The organism is Streptomyces albireticuli, from assembly GCF_002192455.1.
GTDB classification, from domain to species: Bacteria; Actinomycetota; Actinomycetes; order Streptomycetales; family Streptomycetaceae; genus Streptomyces; species Streptomyces albireticuli_B.
Genome location: NZ_CP021744.1, coordinates 1,819,478 through 1,838,298, shown reverse-complemented (window position 1 = coordinate 1,838,298; position 18,821 = coordinate 1,819,478). Strand labels below are relative to the sequence as shown.

At 74.5% G+C, this 18,821-nt stretch carries 16 protein-coding genes and 1 pseudogene; 12 read left to right on the top strand and 5 right to left on the bottom strand.

Annotation, left to right across the window (positions count from 1 at the left end; translation table 11 throughout):
- The first annotated feature begins 103 nt into the window (after window positions 1-103).
- Both SMD11_RS08025 and SMD11_RS08020 read left to right on the top strand, forming a co-directional pair.
- Window positions 104-1,327 carry a P450-derived glycosyltransferase activator gene (locus SMD11_RS08025; protein ID WP_087925784.1) on the top strand — a complete coding sequence of 408 codons (1,224 nt, stop codon included), beginning with the start codon at window positions 104-106 and terminating at the stop codon, window positions 1,325-1,327.
- Window positions 1,328-1,405: 78 nt separating this feature from the next.
- Window positions 1,406-2,680 (top strand): activator-dependent family glycosyltransferase, encoded by a 1,275-nt coding sequence (locus tag SMD11_RS08020; RefSeq protein ID WP_087925783.1) that lies wholly within the window; start codon window positions 1,406-1,408, stop codon window positions 2,678-2,680.
- Window positions 2,681-2,752: 72 nt separating this feature from the next.
- On the opposite strand, the gene SMD11_RS08015 is transcribed toward SMD11_RS08020, so the two are convergent.
- The 3 genes from SMD11_RS08015 to car(A) all read right to left on the bottom strand — a co-directional run bounded on the left by SMD11_RS08015 (window position 2,753) and on the right by car(A) (window position 6,507).
- Window positions 2,753-3,418, bottom strand: coding sequence for an O-methyltransferase (locus SMD11_RS08015; protein WP_087925782.1), 666 nt, complete (start codon window positions 3,416-3,418; stop codon window positions 2,753-2,755).
- A 43-nt stretch (window positions 3,419-3,461) separates the two neighbouring features.
- Window positions 3,462-4,673, bottom strand: coding sequence for an acyltransferase family protein (locus SMD11_RS08010; protein WP_087925781.1), 1,212 nt, complete (start codon window positions 4,671-4,673; stop codon window positions 3,462-3,464).
- 175 nt (window positions 4,674-4,848) lie between these two features.
- Window positions 4,849-6,507, bottom strand: coding sequence for an ABC-F type ribosomal protection protein Car(A) (gene car(A), locus SMD11_RS08005; protein WP_087925780.1), 1,659 nt, complete (start codon window positions 6,505-6,507; stop codon window positions 4,849-4,851).
- Window positions 6,508-7,010: 503 nt separating this feature from the next.
- Between car(A) and erm the strand changes: the two genes are divergently transcribed.
- Window positions 7,011-7,919 (top strand): 23S ribosomal RNA methyltransferase Erm, encoded by a 909-nt coding sequence (gene erm / locus SMD11_RS08000; RefSeq protein ID WP_349294382.1) that lies wholly within the window; start codon window positions 7,011-7,013, stop codon window positions 7,917-7,919.
- Window positions 7,920-7,987: 68 nt separating this feature from the next.
- Here erm and SMD11_RS07995 read toward each other — a convergent pair whose 3' ends face one another.
- A complete protein-coding gene (locus tag SMD11_RS07995; RefSeq protein WP_087925778.1) occupies window positions 7,988-8,173 on the bottom strand; it encodes a DUF6243 family protein in 186 nt (61 codons plus the stop codon).
- A gap of 122 nt (window positions 8,174-8,295) precedes the next feature.
- On the opposite strand from SMD11_RS07995, the gene SMD11_RS07990 reads away from it, so the two are divergent.
- The 5 genes and pseudogenes from SMD11_RS07990 to SMD11_RS07970 all read left to right on the top strand — a co-directional run bounded on the left by SMD11_RS07990 (window position 8,296) and on the right by SMD11_RS07970 (window position 11,981).
- Window positions 8,296-8,904, top strand: a complete 609-nt coding sequence (locus tag SMD11_RS07990; RefSeq protein ID WP_087925777.1) for a TetR/AcrR family transcriptional regulator — start codon at window positions 8,296-8,298, stop codon at window positions 8,902-8,904.
- 187 nt (window positions 8,905-9,091) lie between these two features.
- Window positions 9,092-9,496 (top strand): cell division protein SepF, encoded by a 405-nt coding sequence (locus SMD11_RS07985; protein ID WP_087925776.1) that lies wholly within the window; start codon window positions 9,092-9,094, stop codon window positions 9,494-9,496.
- Window positions 9,497-9,520: 24 nt separating this feature from the next.
- Entirely contained in the window at window positions 9,521-10,744 is a 1,224-nt protein-coding gene (locus SMD11_RS07980; RefSeq protein ID WP_087925775.1) for an AAA family ATPase, read from the top strand.
- 199 nt (window positions 10,745-10,943) lie between these two features.
- Window positions 10,944-11,317: pseudogene (locus tag SMD11_RS07975) on the top strand (nucleotide pyrophosphohydrolase).
- Between the two features lie 205 nt (window positions 11,318-11,522).
- Window positions 11,523-11,981: a DUF6099 family protein gene (locus tag SMD11_RS07970; protein WP_087925774.1), complete on the top strand. Its 459-nt coding sequence runs from the start codon at window positions 11,523-11,525 to the stop codon at window positions 11,979-11,981.
- A gap of 11 nt (window positions 11,982-11,992) precedes the next feature.
- Here the strand turns inward: SMD11_RS07970 and SMD11_RS07965 are convergent, their stop codons facing one another.
- Complete coding sequence (locus SMD11_RS07965) at window positions 11,993-12,187, bottom strand: hypothetical protein (RefSeq protein WP_087925773.1); 195 nt, start codon at window positions 12,185-12,187, stop codon at window positions 11,993-11,995.
- A 247-nt stretch (window positions 12,188-12,434) separates the two neighbouring features.
- Between SMD11_RS07965 and SMD11_RS07960 the strand changes: the two genes are divergently transcribed.
- From SMD11_RS07960 to SMD11_RS07945, 4 genes are all read left to right on the top strand, one after another.
- The gene (locus SMD11_RS07960) at window positions 12,435-13,358 is read left to right on the top strand and encodes an LLM class F420-dependent oxidoreductase (protein ID WP_087925772.1); all 924 of its coding nucleotides are present in this window, start codon (window positions 12,435-12,437) and stop codon (window positions 13,356-13,358) included.
- A 60-nt stretch (window positions 13,359-13,418) separates the two neighbouring features.
- Complete coding sequence (mmuM, locus tag SMD11_RS07955; RefSeq protein ID WP_087925771.1) at window positions 13,419-14,327, top strand: homocysteine S-methyltransferase; 909 nt, start codon at window positions 13,419-13,421, stop codon at window positions 14,325-14,327.
- Window positions 14,328-14,478: 151 nt separating this feature from the next.
- Window positions 14,479-15,969: a 3' terminal RNA ribose 2'-O-methyltransferase Hen1 gene (locus SMD11_RS07950; protein ID WP_087925770.1), complete on the top strand. Its 1,491-nt coding sequence runs from the start codon at window positions 14,479-14,481 to the stop codon at window positions 15,967-15,969.
- Window positions 15,966-18,713 carry a polynucleotide kinase-phosphatase gene (locus tag SMD11_RS07945; RefSeq protein WP_087925769.1) on the top strand — a complete coding sequence of 916 codons (2,748 nt, stop codon included), beginning with the start codon at window positions 15,966-15,968 and terminating at the stop codon, window positions 18,711-18,713. The genes SMD11_RS07950 and SMD11_RS07945 overlap by 4 nt, the downstream gene beginning before the upstream one ends.
- The last annotated feature ends 108 nt before the right edge of the window (window positions 18,714-18,821 follow it).

The window sequence follows — 18,821 nt, the reverse complement described above, 5'->3', positions numbered from 1 at the left end:
GGGTAGGGGAAAGGGCCGCCCGCAGGGCCCCCGCCCCCGCCCGCCCCCACCCCCGCAAGGCCCACGCACCCGCCCGCCCACGAAAGGCCCACGAGAGGAAGCCATGCCCATCACCGCCACGGACGACGCCACCCGCGAACTCGGCCGCAGGCTCCAGCTGAGCCGCGCCGGCCAATGGTTCGCGGGCAACCAGGGCGACCCGTACGCCCTGATCCTGCGCGCCGGCACCGACCACCCCGCCCCCTACGAGGACCTCGTCCGCGCCCAGGGGCCGTGGTACCGCAGCGACCGGCTCGGCACCTGGGTGACCGCCGATCCCGCCACCGCCGCGGCCGTCCTGTCCGACCCGCGCTTCGGCACCCGGGACCGGGCGGGCGCCCGCCCGGACGCCGACCTGCTGCCGCTCGCCCGCGCCTTCCCCGGCCACGAACGCGCCGAGCTCTCCCGGCTGCGCGCCGCGGCCGGACCGGTGCTCGGGCACACCGCCCTCGCCGACGGGTCCTGCGACGCGCCCGGCGCGGCCCGCCGGCTGCTCCGCCGGCACCTGCCCGCCGAAGGCACCGGCTTCGACCTGGTCGCCGACCTCGCCCGGCCCTTCACCACCGGCCTGGTCCTGCGCGTCCTCGGCGTCCCCGAGGGCGGCCGGGAGGCCGCGGCCGGGCTGCTCGCCCGGTGCGCGCCCCAGCTCGACGCCCGGTTCACCCCGCAGACGCTCGCCGTCGCCCGGGACTCCGCCGGCGCCGTCCAGGAGGTGGCCGGCCTCGTCACGGAGCTCGTCGCCGCGAGCCGCGCCAAGGGGCGGGCCCACCCCGACGACGCCGTGGGGCGTCTGCTGCGCGACGGCCTCGCGCCCCGCGACGTCGAGGGCGTGGCACTCCTCCTCGCCCTCGGCGTCCCCGAGCCCGCCGCCACCGCCGTCGCCGCCACGGTGCTGCGGCTCCTCGCCCGGCCGGGCGACTGGGCGGCGGCCGGGCGGCCGCCCGCCGCCGCGGAGGCCGTCGACCGGACCCTCCGCGAGGAGCCCCCCTTCCGCCTGGAGAGCAGGGTCGCCCACGAGGACGTCGAACTCGCCGGCCGCCGCGTCCCCGCCGACGGCCACGTCGTCGTGCTGGCCACCGCCGGGCGCGACCTGCCCGGCCCGGACCCGCTCGGCGGCCCGGACGGCCCGCACTTCGCCCTCGCCCTCCCGCTCGTCCGCCTGGCCGCCACCACCGCCGTCCAGGCCCTGGCCGCCGCCCTGCCCGGCCTGAGCGCCACCGGACCCGCCCTGACCCGGCCCCGCTCACCCGTCCTGCGCGCCTACGCCCGCTGCCCCGTCCGGGCCTGACCGCACGTCACGCCCGTCACGCCCTCGTGCCGTACGGGCCCACCCGCACCGTCCGCCCTAGGAGAGCCCGGAGTCACCGTGCGCGTCCTGCTGACCTCACTCGCCCACAACACCCACTTCTACAGCCTGGTGCCCCTGGCCTGGGCGCTGCGCGCGGCCGGCCACGAGGTCCGGGTCGCCAGCCCGCCCTCGCTCACCGACGTGATCACCTCCACCGGCCTGACCGCCGTCCCCGTGGGCGACGACCAGCCGGCCGTCGAGCTGCTCGCCGAGATGGGCGGCGACCTCGTGCCCTACCAGAAGGGCTTCGAGTTCACCGAGCACGAGACCCCCGAGGAGACCACCTGGGAGTACCTCCTCGGCCAGCAGACGATGATGTCCGCCCTGTGCTTCGCCCCGTTCAACGGCGCGGCGACCATGGACGCCGTCGTCGGCTTCGCCCGCGACTGGCGCCCCGACCTGGTCGTCTGGGAGCCCTGGACCTACGCGGGACCCGTCGCCGCCCGCGCCTGCGGGGCCGCCCACGCCCGCATCCTCTGGGGGCCCGACACCATCGGCCGCTCCCGGAAGCGGTTCCTCCGGGCCCTCGGCGAACAGCCGGCGGAGCTCCGCGAGGACCCCCTCGCCGAATGGCTCGGCTGGACCCTGGAGCGGTACGGATGCGCGTACGACGAACGGGACGTGCTCGGCCACTGGGTGATCGACCCCGGCGCCCGCAGCACCCGCCTGGACCTCGGCCAGACCACCGTGCCCATGCGCTACGTCCCCTACAACGGCCGCGCCGTCATCGAACCCTGGCTCTCCGAGCCGCCCGCCCGGCCGCGCGTCTGCCTCACCCTCGGCGTCTCCGCCCGCGAGACCTACGGCCGCGACGCCGTCTCCTACCCGCAGCTCCTGGAGGCGCTCGGACGGCTGGACATCGAGGTCATCGCCACCCTGGACGCGTCACAGCGCGAACTCGTCGGCGAACTCCCCGGCAACGTCGTGCCCGTGGACTTCGTCCCCCTCGACGCGCTGCTCCCCACCTGCTCGGTGATCATCCACCACGGCGGGGCCGGCACCTGGTCCACGGCCATGCTGCACGGCGTCCCGCAGATCGTCGTCCCCTCGCTGTGGGACGCGCCGATCAAGGCGCAGCAACTCCAGCGCCTCTCCGCCGGCTTCAGCCTCCCGCCCGCGGAGCTCACGGCGGAGAAGCTCGCCGACGCGGTGCGCGCGGCCGTGGGCGACCCGGCGATCCGGGCGGGCGCCCGGCGGCTGCGCGAGGAGATGCTCGCCGACCCCGCGCCGGCCGGGATCGTCCCCACCCTGGAGCGCCTCGCCGACGCGCACCGGGCCGTGCCGCAGCACTGACACCCACGGGGACATGAGGAAGGGCCCACCGCTCCGGCGGTGGGCCCCTTTCCCGTACGGCGCCGGGACCGGCTACTCGCGCTTGCGCGCCAGCGTGACCCCGTCGGCCACGGTCAGCAGGGAGATGTCCACGCGCGCGTCGTCCCGCAGCCGTTCGTTGAGCGCGCGCACGGCCTCGGTGTCCGGGTCCTGGCACTCCGGATCGGCCACCCGGCCGAAGAACAGCGTGTTGTCGACCGCCACCAGACCACCGGGGCGCAGCAGCGCGAGCGACTCCTCGTAGTAGTGCGGGTACCCGGTCTTGTCGGCATCGACGAACACCAGGTCGAACGTGCCGTCGCCCCCGGCGGCCCGCAGCCCGGCCAGGGTCTCCACGGCGTCACCGACGCGCAGCTCGATCCGGCCGGCCACCCCGGCCCGCTCCCAGAACGGAGCGCCCACACCCGGCCACTTGTCACTGATGTCGCAGGTGACCAGCCGGCCGCCGGGCGGCAGCGCCCGGGCCACGCACAGCGTGCTGTACCCGGTGAACGTCCCGATCTCCAGCACCCGGCGCGCGCCGGTGAGCCGGACGAGCAGCGCGAGGAACTGCGCCTCCTCGGGCATGATCTGCATGGCGCGCCCGCCGGGCAGGCGCGCGGTCAGCTCGTACAGCTCGCGCAGGAGCGCGTCGTCGCGCAGGGAGACGCTCCGGGCGTACTCCAGCAGGGCGGGGCTGAGAGCGGTCTGGTCTGCCACGCTCACGGTCCTTTCGGAGGGCTTCGAGGGCAGCGTGCGGTTGTCAGGCGCGCGCCGGGTCCGGGTCCGCCGCCGGGTCCGGGGCGGTGCCCGGGGCAGGGACGGGCGCCGGGGCCGGCGCGGTGCCGTCCGGCCGGGCGGCGGGACGGCGGCGCCCGCCCAGCAGGCGCATGGCGGGCTTCTCCACGAAGGTGTGCAGCAGGGCCGCGGCGCAGGTGGCGACGGCCACCCCCAGCAGGGCCACGCCGATCGCGCCCGGGGTGTCCCACTGCTTGGCGTAGCCCAGGTCGCCGCCGAGCAGCCGGTGCCCGTAGCGGATGACGATGAAGTGGATCAGGTAGAAGGCGAACGACCACTCGCCCAGCCGGACCAGCACCGCGGACCGCAGCCCCCAGGTGCGCAGGCCCCGCACGTCGGCGTCGGCCGCCGCGGTGATCAGCAGCGTGGCCGGGACGACGGTCGCCGCCTGGAGGGTGAACATCGCGGGCACGGCCTGGGTGAGGGCGAAGCCGCCGGCGAGCAGCAGCGCGGACAGCCACACGCCGGGGCCGCGCCACAGGCCCTTGCCCAGGATGAGCGCCATCACGACGCCGAGGACGAACTCCAGGGCGCGGACAGGCGGGAACCAGTAGACGAACCACAGCTCGTTCAGCGGCATGCCCGGGGCGACCTCGGCGCTCCCCGGGAGGAGCGCGGCGACGAACGGCACGCAGACGACCGCCGCGGCGAGCCCGCCGGCCCACCACCACAGCCGCTTCCCCGGCACCCGCCGGAACAGCCGGAACCACAGCGGGAAGGAGAGGTAGAAGGCCATCTCGCAGGAGAGCGACCAACTCGGCGTGTTGAAACCGGAGATCACGGACGGCTCGGGCAGCCAGGACTGCAACAGCAGCAGATCGGGCACCAGCCCGTCCCACACCGAGCCGCCCGGCAGGACCGGCTCCGAGAGGCCGAGGATGATGGCGCCCGCGACGCACAGGGTGACGAAGTGCAGCGGGTAGATCTTGGCGAACCGGCGCCGCCAGAAGACCGGGACGGAGTCCTCGTCCCGTGCCGACCAGGTCAGGACGAAGCCGCTCAGCACGAAGAAGAACGACACGGCGATCGAGCCGAGCGGGGTGAACTTCGCCAGCTCGGCACCGAGCTTCTGGTCGGCGAAGATGCCCTGCTGGCAGATGTGGCAGGCGAATACCGCCAACGCCGCGAACCAGCGCAGTCCGGTCAGCGAGGGCAGGCGGGCGACGCGAGGGAGCATCGGGTTCTCGTTCCTTGGGATCAGGGCAGGAGGTGACGTCCGGATCGCTGGAGATCAGGCGGGCCCATCCTGTGGCAGGCCGGATCACGCGGACACGAGAAGATGACACAGTCGGAGGGGCGGATCCGGTACGGATCCGCCCCTCCGGCCACCGCCCGCGAGGGGCGCGGTGGTGTCAGGCCGCGCTGAACTCGGCGATGCGGCCCTCGTCGAGCATCAGCTGTGCGCCGTCGAACCGGGACCGCATCAGACGGTCGTGCGTCACGACCACCACGGCGCCCTGATAGTCCGTCAGCGCCGCCTCCAGCTCCTCGACGAGCGCCGGGGAGAGGTGGTTGGTGGGCTCGTCCAGCAGCAGCAGGTCCACCGGCTCGGTCACCAGGCGCGCCAGCTCGATCCGGCGCCGCTGCCCGTAGGAGAGCTCACCCACCCGCTGCCGCAGGTCGTCCGGGCTGAACAGGCCGAGGGACAGCAGCGCCTCGACGTGCTCGTCGGGCGAGCCGACCCGCCCCTGCGCGAACGCCTGGGCCACGGTGAGCCGGGCCGGCCACGGGGGCTGCTCCTGCCGCAGGTGCCCCACCTTGCCGGACACCCGCACCGAGCCGCTGTCCGGGGTCAGCTCCCCGGCCAGCACCCGCAGGAGCGTGGTCTTGCCCGCCCCGTTGGGCCCGGTGATCAGCAGCCGCTCGCCGGGCCGGACGGTCAGCGAGTCGACGCCGAGCCGGCCCTCGACCCGCACCCCGGACAGCTCGGCCACCAGCCGCTCCGCCTCCTCCGCGGCCGCGGTGGAGATCTGTGCCGTGAAGGACAGCGGATCGGCCGGCGGCGCGACCGGGTTCTCGGTCAGCCGCTCGATCCGCTCCTTGGCGTTGCGGATCCGCACCATCGCGCCGTGCCCGCGGCCGCGGGTCCGGAACGCGCCGTGCCCGAAGACCGCGAACGGCATCTTGCGGGGGATGGCGTCGAGCCGGGTGACGTTGGACGTGACCAGCTCGCGGTTGCGGTCCAGCTCGGCGCGCCACTCCTCGTACTCCCGCAGCCGCCGCTGGCGCTCGGTGGCCTTGGCGGTCAGATAGCCGTCGTAGCCGTTGCCGTAGCGGGTGACCGAGCCGGAGTCGACCTCCAGGACGGTGGTGGTGAGCCGGTCGAGGAACATCCGGTCGTGGGTGACGGCGATGACCGTGCCGCGGTGCCCGCGCAGATGCTTCTCCAGCCAGCCGACGGCCTGGTCGTCCAGGTCGTTGGTGGGCTCGTCGAGCAGCAGCAGCTCGGGCGCCGACGCCAGCGTCCCGGCCAGGGCCAGGCGCGACCGCTCGCCGCCGGACAGGGTGCCCAGCTTCCGGCCGCGGTCCAGGCCGGGCAGGCCGAGCCCGTGCAGGGCGATGTCCACCCGGGAGTCGGCCTCGTAGCCGCCCCGGGCCTGGTACCGCTCGACCAGGGCGGCGTAGGTCTCCAGGAGCGCCGTCAGTTCCGCGTCCGGGCCCGCCTGGTAGGGGCGTTCGGCCAGCTCGGCCTCGGCCCGGCGCATGCCCGCCTCGATCTCGCGGAGCTCGGCCAGCGCCAGGTCGACGGCGTCCTGGACGGTGGCCTCCGGCGGCAGCTCCAGCGTCTGCGGCAGATAGCCGATGCCGCCGGGGGCCACCACCGTCAGCGCGCCGTTGTCGGCCCGCTCGCGGCCGGCGATCAGCCGGAGCAGGGTGGACTTGCCGGAGCCGTTGTCGCCGATGACGCCGACCTTCTCGCCCGGCTTGACGGTGAAACCGACCCGGTCGAGTACGACGCGGTCCTGGTAGCGCTTGGTGATGTCGTGCAGGGCTAGTTGCGCGGTTCGCACGCGGGGGCCTCCTTTTCGCAGCCGGGAATGGGGTCGTTTCCGCGCACTGGGCGGTCCTGCGGTGCGTGAGGGCACGGCGGGAGGGCCGGAGCGGCATATGACGCGCTACGCGACGTCGCTGCGGCGTTTTCGATAAGTGCACGGAGGGATACGGCGGCGGAGTCGAGCTCTACGCGGCCGTATCTTCGGCTGTCACAGGGATCCCATGGAGCCGAGTCTAGAGGATCAAAAAACTTTTCGGCAAGGGCCTTTCGGGGGAACCTCGAAGATCCCCGAAACCATGATCGCGCAATCCCGGAGCGCGCCGGGCCCGGAAATCCGCCGGGAACGGAGGACTTCACCGGCTTGTCCGGAAATTCACCGGACAGGGGCGGAACATTGACCGGAAATCCGGTCCGGCGCCCGGCCGGCTGCCGGAACCTTCGCGTCCGATGATGGCTGATTTCCGTTGCCTGCACTGTCAATTGATGGACCTTCGGATCATGGAAAGGTACGTTCCCGGGGTGAGCTCGAAACCGCTGGTGCCCCCGAGATCCGCCCCCGGGCCCGCCGCGTCGCGCAATGCCGCGCGCAGGGAGTGGGGCCAGAATTTCTTCCGGTCCGCAGCCGCCGCCCGCAGGTTCTCCGACCAGCTGGACGATTCGTACTTCCCGACCGGTTTCACGGCCGGGACGCTCACGGTCGAGATAGGCGCGGGCTCCGGCCGGGTGACCAAGGCGCTGGCCGCGGCCGGGCGTCCATTACTCGCGGTCGAGATCGACACCCATTGGGCGCGCCGGCTCGCCGCGGAATCGCTCCCGGACGTCACCGTGGTCAACGAGGACTTTCTGACCTTACGGCTGCCGCGGCAGCCCGTCCGTTTGATAGGCAATCTGCCTTTCGTGTCCGGCACCGGAATTCTGAGGCGCTGCCTCGACCTCGGGCCTGATCTGATGCGCGGGGGAGTCTTCCTGCTCCAGCGCGAGTACGTGGGCAAGCGCACCGGGGCCTGGGGAGGCAACCTCTTCAACGCCCAGTGGGAGCCCTGGTACACCTTCGGCGAAGGACTCGCCTTCCCCCGCCACGAGTTCAGCCCCGTACCGCGGGCCGACACCTCGACCCTGCTCGTGGCGCCCCGCCGCCGGCCGTCCGTGCCGTGGTCCGAACGGGCCGCCTACCAGCGATTCGTCCAGGAGTTCTTCGACACCGGCCGGATGACCGTCGGTGACGCGGCGCAGAAGGTGCTGCGCCGCGGCCACGCCCGGTTCGTGCGCGGCGCCGGGGTGGCGCCCGCCGACCGGCTCAAGGACCTCACGGCCCGGGAGTGGGCCGCGCTGTACCGCGCGGACCGGGCCGGCCGTGAGGACCGGGACGGCGGTCCCGTCCGGCCCGCCCGGACCCCCCGGCCCGGCCGGCGGCCGTCCGGCCGCTGACGCCGCAGGGGGTGAACCGGCCGCGCACGAGCGCTCCGCACGCGGCCGGCCCTCTCATGGAAGGGTCCTCACGACGCGGGGGATTCATCGGTGGACCGCGCTTCCTTGAGCTTGCGGAGCAGCTCCCGCTTCTGTTCCATCGGGTCGACGCCGCTCTTGGGAACCCCACCCTTCTTGCCGCCGCGCATCGCGCTGCGGGAGAGGTTGGCGCGGGTGCCGCCGACGCCCAGCATGTTTCCTGACCCCTTGCCCATCAGGGTTCTCCTTCCGTCGGTAAGCCGAGGCGTTCCGTCCCGGCATGTCCATGAGTCTGGACGATACGTATCGTCTTGTCAAGACGATACGTATCGGTTCGCCGAGGTCTAGGCTACGCGGCATGTCCTCCAACTGCGCACCTTCCGCCACGCGGCTCCGCCGCCGGTCCCATCACGCGATCATGGGAGCCACCCTCGAACTCGTCAGCGAGGTCGGGTACCCGAAGCTGACGATCGAGGCCATCGCCGCCCGCGCCGGTGTCGGCAAGCAGACCGTCTACCGCTGGTGGCCGTCGAAGGCCGCGATCCTCCGGGACGCCGTCGTGCACCTCTGCCAGGACGCCACCGGGGTCACCCGCGGCATCCCCGACACCGGGGACCTCGCCGCCGACCTCAAGGCCGTGCTCCGCGCCACCGCCGACACCATGAGCCACCCCCGGTACGACCTGCCCGCCCGCGCCCTCGCGGCCGCCGGCATCGCCGACGCGACCCTCGGCGCGGAACTGGTCAGCTGCATCCTGGAGCCCCAACTCCGGCTGTACGTCGAGCGCTTGGCCGCCGCGCAGCGGGACGGGCAGGTCGAGGCGGGCATCGACCTCCGCGTCGCCCTGGAGCTCCTCACCGGCCCCCTCGCCTTCCGCTGGCTGATGGGCGACGCCCCGCTCACCCACGCGTACACCGACGCGCTCGTCGGCCTCGTCCTGCGCGGACTGGCGCCGCGGTCCTCCTGACCGCCGGCCGGCCAGGCCCTCCCGGGGCCCGTCGAGGGGTCGTCGCCCGGCCCGCGGTCCGGCCCGGAGCCCCGGCCCGTGGACCGGTCCGCCGGGTCCGGACGGTGTGTCATTCGGCCCAGCGGGGCGTTTGTCCCTAGGATTGTGGGATGTACATAGCCACCACGTTCCCCGGAGGGGTGATCCGGTGAACAGGTCCGAGGCCACCGATGAGCAGTGGGAGGGCCTGGCCGAGGTCGTGCCGCTGCGCGGCCACGCCTGGCCGTCCTGGCCCAACCACCGGGCCCTGCCCGAGGAGGAGCCGGAGCCGAACCGGCGTCAGCTCGTCGTGCTGCGCGTCCAGGTGTTCGCCGACGCCCGGGAGGTCGCCGAGCACCTGATCGCCCGCGTCCCGGTGCTGCTCGACCTCACCAGCGCCGACACCGACGTCGCCAAGCGGATCCTGGACTTCTCCAGCGGCGTCGTCTTCGGCCTGGGCAGCGGCATGCACCGGGTCGACACCAATGTCTTCCTGCTCGCCCCCGAGGGCACGGAGGTGGCCTCGGGGTACCCCGATCGTAGGAAGAGTGATCAGGTAAAACGGTTTGGCTGACCGGCCGGCACATACGGTCCGGGCATGGACGTACGCCGTGCCCGACCGCCGCTTCCGGCCGCTGCCCCGCCGCACCGGCCCGCGGTGACCGAACTGCGCCTCTCCGCCTTCCGGACCCACCGGAACGCTGTCTTCCGGCTCGGGCCGCTGACGCTCTTCCGGGGGCCGAGCGGCAGCGGCAAGTCCAGCGCCCTCCAGGCGTACGAGGCCCTCGCCAGGCTCGCGGGCGGCGACACCCTGGAGGAGGCCCTCGCCTCCGTGCCCGGCGGCGCCGCCACGTGCGTGCCGCACCGGGCCCGGCCGGACGCCCAGGGGCGGCGGGGGTTCCGGATCGGCTGCACCGTCGAGGGGCCGGCGGGCCCGGTCCTGCTCGACATCGCCGTCCAGGCCGAACCGGAACTCCGCATGGTCGGCGAGCGGCTGACCGGCGGGGGACGCACCTTGCTCTCCACGGCCCTGCGCGACCCCGGGCTGCGCCGGGTCGAGGCCGCCTGGCACACGGCCGGGACCGTCCCCGTCACGCGCGCGCCCCTGCCGGACGACCGGCTCGGCACGGCGCTGCTGCCCCTGCGGGTCGCGGGCAAGACGGCCGGTCAGCGGCTGGTCCTCGACGCCGCCGAGCAGGTCGTGGTGGCGCTGCGCTCCGTCTTCGTCTGCGACCCCCGCCCGGAGCTGATGCGCGCTCCGGTCGCCGCGCGCGACGGGCTGCTGCGCGGCGCGTGTGACAACGTTGCCGCGGTTCTCGCCCGTACCCGCCACGAGTGCGCCACCCGGCACGCCGCCCTGGTGACCGCGGTGGGAGCGGGCTGCCGCGGCCCGGTGGAGGAGCTGTCGGCGCAGGCCCTGGAAGGCGGTCTCGTACGGGCGGTCCTGGGCCGGGCGGCGGGCGCCGGGACGCCGCTGGAGCGGCTGGGCGACGGCGAGCTGCGCTATCTGGCCCTGTGCCTGGTGCTCATGACGGGGCCGGGGGTGCTGGACATGGACCCGGTCGCGGAGGTGCTGCCCGCGCGGCAGGCGCTCACGGTGCTGGCGGACGGCCTCGACCGGTGCCTGGACCCGGGGCAGACGCGCGAGCTGCTGACGGTGGCACGGCAGATGTGCGAGCGGGGGCATGTGCGCTTGGTGGGGACGGTGCGGGGTGGTGCGGGGGAGCCCGAGGGGGACGCCTGGAGTGATGCTCAGGGGGCGGGGGAGCCGGGGGTGTCGGTGGTAGACCTGGGGTGTGAGCGAAACGCGGAAAGAGTATGAGGAGGGGCCGGTGGGGCTTCCGGTGGGTGCGGCCAGGTCGCGGGAGGAGTCCCGGGTGACCCGGGGGCCGGTGGCGGAGGGGGCGGCGGAGGCCGCGGGCGCGGTCGGGGAGGTCGGCGCGGCTGGTGAAGCCGGTGCTCCGGGTGCTTCCGGCGGGTCCTTCGGGGGATCGGGCGAGCGCCCTGGCGGCCCCGGCGAGCTGAAGGCCCTCCAGCTCCGGCTGGCGGAGTTCGCGGCGGCGCGGGACTGGCAGCCGTTCCACACCCCGAAGAACCTCGCGGCGGCGCTGAGCGTCGAGGCCGCCGAACTCGTGGAGATCTTCCAGTGGCTGACGCCGGAGCAGTCGGCGCGGGTGATGGAGGACCCGGAGACCGCGGGCCGGGTGGAGGACGAGGTCGCGGACGTCCTGGCGTATCTGCTCCAGTTCTGCCACGCGCTGGGTGTCGACCCGGCGCCGCGCTGGCGGCGAAGATCGACCGTAACGAGCGGCGGTTCCCCCGGGCCGACCGTCCGGGGCGACCGTCCGGGCCGGACGGCGGCGGGGCCGCGGCGAATCGAACTGAGCCGGAGTGAGCCGGAGGGAGCCGGATGGGCCGGTACCGGAGTGAGTGGATCCAGATCTGGCGGTTCGTCACTCTCCGGAGTGATTGAGTTCTCCACACCGCATCTGGTATCCACAGATTTCTGAATTCCCCTGGCGTTTCCGGCGGTTAGCCGTCACGCTGAGTAGTGAGAAGCGGTAAGCAGGGCGGCAGTGTCGGAAAGTGGGGGACCGCACATGGACGCAACGCGGCTCATCGGAGCCACCCGGACGGCATTGGCGCAGGCCAGGGCGGTGCAGGACATCGTCGGCGAGGCATGGCAGACCCAGGCCCTGGCGGGTGCCATCGGAAGTCATCTCGCGGTCCACGGCCCGTTCGAGGCGCGGGCCGCGGCGGGCGGTCTGAGCGAGGCAGGCGCCCGCGCCTCCGGCGCGCTGCGTCAGACGCCGCGCGCCGGGGCGATACGGGCGGCGCACCTCAGTGAGGTGCGCGATCCCTGGGTCGCGCTGGCGGGCCTGTGCGGCCTGCTCGGGGAGGTCGGCATAGCCCTGGTGGGCGTCGCCTGCTCGTCGGACGAGGACGCCTTGTACTGGCAGTGCATGGAGGCGATCGACGCCGCTGACGAGACGAGCGACCGGGTGCGCTGGTTACAGAGACGGCTCGCCCTGCGCGAGCGCGAGGGAGGCGCCGCGTGAGGGGCGGACGCTCAGCCGGCACCGCCTCCGCCGCTGTGCGCGGAGTGCTCGCCGGGCGACTGGAGATCGGCGTCGAGCTGCGACAGATCGGCGTTCAGCGCGGCCATCAGCTCCTCCATCTGCTGAAGCAGGCCCTTGGGCGCGCCCTGCTGCGCGGGAGCGGCCTGTGCGGGCACCGTTTCTTCGGGCACGGCTTCCTGGGTCATCGCGGCCTCCTCGGCCCTGGCCCTCCCGGTGCGGGCGGGCGGCGTTGCGGTCGTCGCCTCCGGCAGCGGACACCGGTGCGCGGGCCGGGCGGTCCGGCTCCGCCCGAGCCAACGATCACCGGTCGCCACGGACACTGGCGAGCCCGCCGACACCTGTCCCGGGCGGGCCGAATTCACCCGACCGGGGAGGGTGGGGCGGGGCAGGGTGTGGGCGGTTGACGCCTGTGCGGCAAGGCAGGATGGAGGTATGGATCTGCGTATCTTCACCGAGCCCCAGCAGGGGGCGAGCTATGACACCTTGCTCACCGTCGCCAAGGCCGCCGAGGACCTCGGCTTCGACGCCTTCTTCCGCTCCGACCACTACCTCGCCATGGGCTCCGCCGACGGCCTGCCCGGCCCGACCGACGCCTGGATCACCCTGGCCGGCCTCGCCCGTGAGACCCGGCGCATCCGGCTCGGCACGCTGATGACCGCGGGCACGTTCCGGCTGCCCGGTGTGCTGGCCATCCAGGTGGCGCAGGTCGACCAGATGTCCGGCGGCCGGGTCGAGCTCGGCCTGGGCGCGGGCTGGTTCGAGGAGGAGCACAAGGCGTACGGCATCCCCTTCCCCAAGGAGAAGTTCGGCCGCCTGGAGGAGCAGCTCGCGATCGTCACGGGCCTGTGGGCGACCGAGGTGGGCAAGACCTTCGACTTCGACGGCACGTACTACCAGCTGGCCGACTCCCCGGCGCTGCCCAAACCCGCCCAGGGCAAGGTGCCGGTCCTGATCGGCGGCCACGGCGCCAAGCGCACCCCCCGGCTCGCCGCGCAGTACGCGGACGAGTTCAACATCCCCTTCGCCTCGGTCGAGGACAGCGAGCGGCAGTTCGGCCGGGTGCGGGCCGCGGCCGAGGAGTTCGGCCGCAAGAAGGACGACCTGGTGTACTCCAACGCCCTGGTCGCCTGTGTCGGCAAGGACGACGCCGAGGTGGCGCGGCGGGCGGCCGTCATCGGCCGTGACGTGGCGGAGCTCAAGGCGAACGGCCTGGCCGGCTCGCCCGCCGAGGTGGTCGACAAGATCGGCCGCTACGCGGAGACGGGCTCGTCCAGGATCTACTTCCAGATCCTGGACCTGGACGACCTCGACCACCTGGAGCTGATCTCCTCGGAGGTCGGTTCCCAGCTCGGCTGAGGCCGAGGCCGGGCCCACCGGCGACCGACGAGAAGACACACCGAACCCCGAGGAGTGCCTGTGACGCCCGCTCCCGCCGTACCGCTCGCCGACGCGCTGGCGCGCGGACCGCTCGTCCTGGACGGCGGTCTGTCCAACCAGCTCGTGGCGCAAGGGTGCGATCTGTCCGACGCCCTGTGGTCCGCCCGGCTGCTCGCCGACGACCCGGGGCAGATCCGGGCCGCGCACGCCGCCTACGCCCGAGCGGGCGCACAGGTGCTCATCACCGCCAGCTATCAGGCCACGTTCGAGGGCTTCGCCCGCCGGGGCATCGGGCGGGAGAAGGCCGCGGCCCTGCTGCGGAGCAGCGTGACGCTGGCCCGGGAGGCCGGGGACGGGCAAGGCGCCCCGGTCCGGGTCGCGGCCTCGGTGGGGCCGTACGGGGCGATGCTCGCCGATGGCAGCGAGTACCGCGGCCGGTACGGCCTGGGCGTGGCCGAGCTGGAGCGGTTCCACCGGCCGCGCGTGGAGACGCTCGCGGAGGCCGCCCCGGACGTCCTCGCCCTGGAGACCGTCCCGGACGCCGACGAGGCCGAGGCCCTGCTCCGGGCCGTGGAGCCCTGCGGGGTGCCGGTCTGGCTCTCCTACAGCGTCGCGGGCGAGCGGACCCGGGCCGGTCAGCCGCTGCGCGACGCCTTCGCGCTCGCCGCCGGGAACGACCAGGTGATCGCCGTCGGGGTCAACTGCTGCGAGCCGGCCGACGTCGACCGGGCCGTCGCCCTCGCCGCGGAGACCACCGGGAAACCCGTGGTCGTCTACCCCAACAGCGGCGAGGAGTGGGACGCCCGGGCGCGGGCCTGGCGCGGCAGCCCCACCTTCGCCCCGGACCGCGTCGCCGCCTGGACGTCCGCCGGCGCCCGTCTCATAGGCGGCTGCTGCCGCGTGGGCCCCGACCGCATCGCGGAACTGGCCCGCGCCCTCCGGCCCTGAGGCGGTGCCCCGCGGGCTCCCGCCGGGCGGGGCCGCCGGCCTCCGCCCGCGCGGGACGCGTGTCGGTCGCCCCCTCAGGCCGTGGCCGGGGCAGGTCAGCAGGGCGAAAAGAACTGGGAAAAGGCGGGCGCAAGCCACGATAATCGGGCGGGTGTTCCTGACGATAAGTACCACCGGCACCGCCGGATCACCCGCCACCGACCTCGGTTTCCTGCTGCACAAACACCCCGACCGCGCGCAGCGGTTCTCCACCGCGCACGGCACGGCCCACGTCCTCTACCCCGAGGCGACGGCCGAACGCTGCACCGTGGCAATGCTGCTGGAGATCGACCCCGTGGCGCTGGTACGGAGCGCCAGGGGCAAGGGGCGCGGCGCCGCACCCGACTCCGCGCTCGCGCAGTACGTCAACGACCGCCCGTACGCGGCGTCCTCGCTGCTCGCCGTCGCGCTCGGCGGCGTGTTCGGCAGCGCCGTCAAGGGCCAGTGCGCGGCCCGGCCCGAACTGCCGGGCGTGGCACGGCCGTTGCGCGTCGAGGTGCCCGTCCTGCCCGCGCGCGGCGGCGCCGGCCTGGTGGAGCGGCTCTTCGCCCCGCTGGGCTGGTCCGTGACGGCGGAGCCGGTGCCGCTGGACGAGCGGTTCCCGGAGTGGGGCGACTCGCGCTACGTCCGCCTGGCGCTGGAGGGCGAGCTGACGCTCGCGGAGGCCCTGCGCCACCTCTACGTCCTCCTCCCGGTCCTCGACGACTCCAAGCACTACTGGGTGTCGCCCGACGAGGTGGAGAAGCTGCTGCGCGCCGGCGAGGGCTGGCTGGAGCGCCACCCCGAACAGGTGCTGATCACCAACCGCTATCTCGCCCGCCGCCGTTCCCTCACCCGCGACGCCCTCGCCCGGCTCGCCGAGGCCGACGACACCGGGCCCGAGAGCCTCGACAACGCGGTCGACGAGGAGAAGGACACCGCCGAGAAGCCGGTCCCGCTCGCCGTGCGGCGCCGCGAGGCCGTCGTCGGGGCGCTGCGCGCCGCCGGCGCCGCCCGCGTCCTCGACCTCGGCTGCGGACAGGGCCAGCTGGTCGGCGAGCTGCTCAAGGACCCCCGGTTCACCGAGGTCGTGGGCGTCGACGTGTCGATGCGCGCCCTGAAGGAGGCGGCCCGGCGGCTGGGCCTGGAGCGGATGTCCGAGCGCCAGGCGGCCCGGGTGCGCCTCCTCCAGGGCTCCCTCGCCTACACCGACCGGCGGCTGGCCGGATACGACGCCGCCGTGCTCAGCGAGGTCACAGAGCACCTCGACCCGCCCCGGCTGCCCGCCCTGGAGTACGCGGTGTTCGGCGCGGCCCGCCCGGCCACGGTGATCGTCACGACCCCCAACGTGGAGTACAACGTGCGCTGGGAGACCCTCCCCGCCGGGCAGGTCCGCCACCCGGACCACCGCTTCGAGTGGACCCGCGAGGAGTTCCGTACCTGGGCCGGCGACGTCGCCGGACGGCACGGATACGAAGTCGGGTTCGCGCCCGTAGGACCCGACGACCCCGAGGTGGGGCCGCCCACCCAGACGGCCGTCTTCCACAGGCGGGACGCCGGGCCGGACCGCACGGCCACCGCCGCCACGACCACCACCCTCACGAAGGAGGCGACCGCCGTATGACCACCAGGCCCGCCACCCCGGCGGCCGCCTCGGAGGGCGGCCCGCGGGAGGCACGCGTCCTCGGCGTCCCGGACCTCTCCCTCGTCGTCCTCGTCGGCGCCACCGGATCCGGCAAGTCCACCTTCGCCGCCCGCCACTTCAAGCCCACCCAGGTCCTGTCCTCGGACTTCTGCCGCGGCCTGGTCAGCGACGACGAGAACGACCAGAGCGCCAGCGGCGACGCCTTCGACGTCCTCCACCACATCGCCGGCAAGCGGCTCGCCGCCGGCCGGCTGACGGTCGTCGACGCCACCAGCGTCCAGCCCGAGAGCCGCAGGCAGCTCGTCCGGCTGGCCCGCGAGCACGACGTGCTGCCCGTGGCGATCGTCCTCGACATGCCGGAGGCCGTCTGCGCCGACCGCAACGCCGCCCGCCCCGAGCGCGCCGCCCTGCCCCGCCACGTCATCCAGCGCCACCGGCGCGAACTCCACCGCTCCCTGCGCCACCTGGAGCGCGAGGGCTTCCGCAAGGTGCACGTCCTGCGCGGCGTCGCCGAGGCCGAGGCCGCCGAGATCGTCCTGGAGCGCCGGTTCAACGACCTGCGCCACCTCACCGGCCCGTTCGACATCGTCGGCGACATCCACGGCTGCCGCTCCGAGCTGGAGACCCTGCTCACGAAGCTGGGGTACGCCCTCGTCCGCGACGGGTCCGGCCGGCCGGTGGACGCCGCGCACCCCGACGGCCGCACCGCCGTCTTCGTCGGCGACCTCGTCGACCGCGGCCCCGACAGCCCCGGTGTGCTGCGCCTGGTCATGGGCATGGTCGCCGCCGGGCACGCCCTGTGCGTCCCGGGCAACCACGAGAACAAGCTCGGCCGCTACCTCAAGGGCCGCAAGGTCCAGCACTCCCACGGCCTCGCAGAGACCATCGGGCAGCTGGAGCGGGAGGACGCCGCCGACCCGGAGTTCCGCGGGCGGGTGCGGGAGTTCATCGAGTCGCTGGTCAGCCATTACGTGCTCGACGGCGGCGGGCTCGTCGTCTGCCACGCCGGCCTGCCGGAGAAATACCACGGCCGCACCTCCGGCCGGGTCCGCTCGCACGCCCTGTACGGCGACACCACGGGCGAGACCGACGAGTTCGGCCTGCCGGTGCGCTATCCCTGGGCCGAGGACTACCGCGGCCGCGCCGCCGTCGTCTACGGCCACACCCCGGCCCCGTCGGCCACCTGGCTCAACAACACCCTCTGCCTCGACACCGGCGCCGTCTTCGGCGGCCGGATGACGGCCCTGCGCTGGCCCGAGCGCGAGCTCGTGGACGTACCGGCCGAGCGGGTCTGGTACGAACCGGCGAAGCCGCTGGTGAGCGAGGCGCCCGGCGGGGCCGACGGCCGTCCGCTCGACCTGGCGGACGTCACCGGCCGCCGGGTCGTCGAGACCCGGCACATGGGCCGGGTGGCCGTGAAGGAGGAGAACGCCGCGGCCGCCCTGGAGGTGATGAGCCGCTTCGCCGTCGCCCCCGGGCTGCTGCCCTACCTCCCGCCGACCATGGCACCGTGCGCGACGTCGAAGGAGGACGGCTATCTGGAGCACCCGGCCGAGGCCTTCGCCGCCTACCGTGCCGACGGCGTGCGCCGGGTGGTGTGCGAGGAGAAGCACATGGGGTCGCGCGCGGTGGCGCTCGTCTGCCGTGACGCGGACGTGGCGCGTGAGCGCTTCGGCGCGGCCGACGGCGCCACCGGTGTCGTGTACACCCGCACCGGGCGGCCGTTCTTCGACGACCCGGCGACGGCCGGGCGGGTCCTCGGCCGGCTGCGCGAGGCCGTCGGCGGGGCCGGCTTGTGGGAGGAGCTCGGCACCGACTGGCTGCTGCTGGACACCGAGCTGATGCCGTGGTCACTCAAGGCTCTCGGGCTGCTGCGCGACCAGTACGCGGCCGTCGGCGCCGCGTCCGGCGCCGCCCTGCCCGCCGCGCTCGCCGCCCTGGAGGCCGCGGCGGCGCGCGGCGTGGACGTCGCCGGGCTGCTCGGCCGGCAGCGCGAGCGCGCCGAGGACGCCCGGGCCTTCACGGAGGCGTACGGCCGCTACTGCTGGCCGGTCGGCGCCGCCGCGCACGGCAGGCCCGCCGGGACCGTCGAGGCCCCCGGAACCGCCGGGACCGGCCGGGAGGGCACCCCGGGCCTGGAGGACGCGCCGGGCACGGACGGCCTCGCCGGCATCCGTATGGCGCCGTTCCAGATCCTGGCCGTCCAGGGCCGCGGCCTGGCCCGGCTGCCGCACGACGAGCAGCTGGCGCTGATCGACCGGATGATCGACGCGGAGCGGGCCGCGACCGCCGGCGACGGCGCCGCGCACCGGCTGCTCGCCCCCACCCGCCGCCTCGTCGTCGACACCGAGGACGAGGAGTCCGTCGCCGCCGGCACCCGCTGGTGGCTGGAGCTCACCGCCGCGGGCGGCGAGGGCATGGTCGTCAAGCCCCTCCAGGGGTTCGCCGAGCGCGCGGACGGCCGGCTCGTCCAGCCCGGCGTGAAGTGCCGCGGCCGGGAGTACCTGCGGATCGTCTACGGCCCCGAGTACACCCGCCCCGACAACCTCGCCCGGCTGCGCGACCGGAATCTCGGCCACAAGCGCTCGCTCGCCCTGCGCGAGTACGCGCTCGGCCTGGAGGCGCTGGACCGGCTGGCGGCCGGGGAGCCGCTCTGGCGCGTCCACGAGGCGGTCTTCGCGGTCCTGGCGCTGGAGTCCGAGCCGGTCGACCCCCGGCTGTAGCCGGTGGCGGGCCCGGTGGGGGTCACCACCGGGCCCGCCCCCCGCCCGGCCCCGCCCCGGCCGTGTCCCGCGCCGGATCTGCGTGATCACGGTCCGGCGGGGTCAGGA

Coding starts and splice junctions, on each gene's coding strand:
- SMD11_RS07970 (WP_087925774.1), top strand. CDS start 11,523: ATGGACGCAACGCGGCTCATCGGAGCCACCCGGACGGCATTGGCGCAG.
- SMD11_RS08025 (WP_087925784.1), top strand. CDS start 104: ATGCCCATCACCGCCACGGACGACGCCACCCGCGAACTCGGCCGCAGG.
- SMD11_RS07960 (WP_087925772.1), top strand. CDS start 12,435: ATGGATCTGCGTATCTTCACCGAGCCCCAGCAGGGGGCGAGCTATGAC.
- SMD11_RS07995 (WP_087925778.1), bottom strand. CDS start 8,173: ATGGGCAAGGGGTCAGGAAACATGCTGGGCGTCGGCGGCACCCGCGCC.
- SMD11_RS07945 (WP_087925769.1), top strand. CDS start 15,966: ATGACCACCAGGCCCGCCACCCCGGCGGCCGCCTCGGAGGGCGGCCCG.
- SMD11_RS07965 (WP_087925773.1), bottom strand. CDS start 12,187: ATGACCCAGGAAGCCGTGCCCGAAGAAACGGTGCCCGCACAGGCCGCT.
- SMD11_RS07990 (WP_087925777.1), top strand. CDS start 8,296: ATGTCCTCCAACTGCGCACCTTCCGCCACGCGGCTCCGCCGCCGGTCC.
- SMD11_RS07980 (WP_087925775.1), top strand. CDS start 9,521: ATGGACGTACGCCGTGCCCGACCGCCGCTTCCGGCCGCTGCCCCGCCG.
- SMD11_RS08010 (WP_087925781.1), bottom strand. CDS start 4,673: ATGCTCCCTCGCGTCGCCCGCCTGCCCTCGCTGACCGGACTGCGCTGG.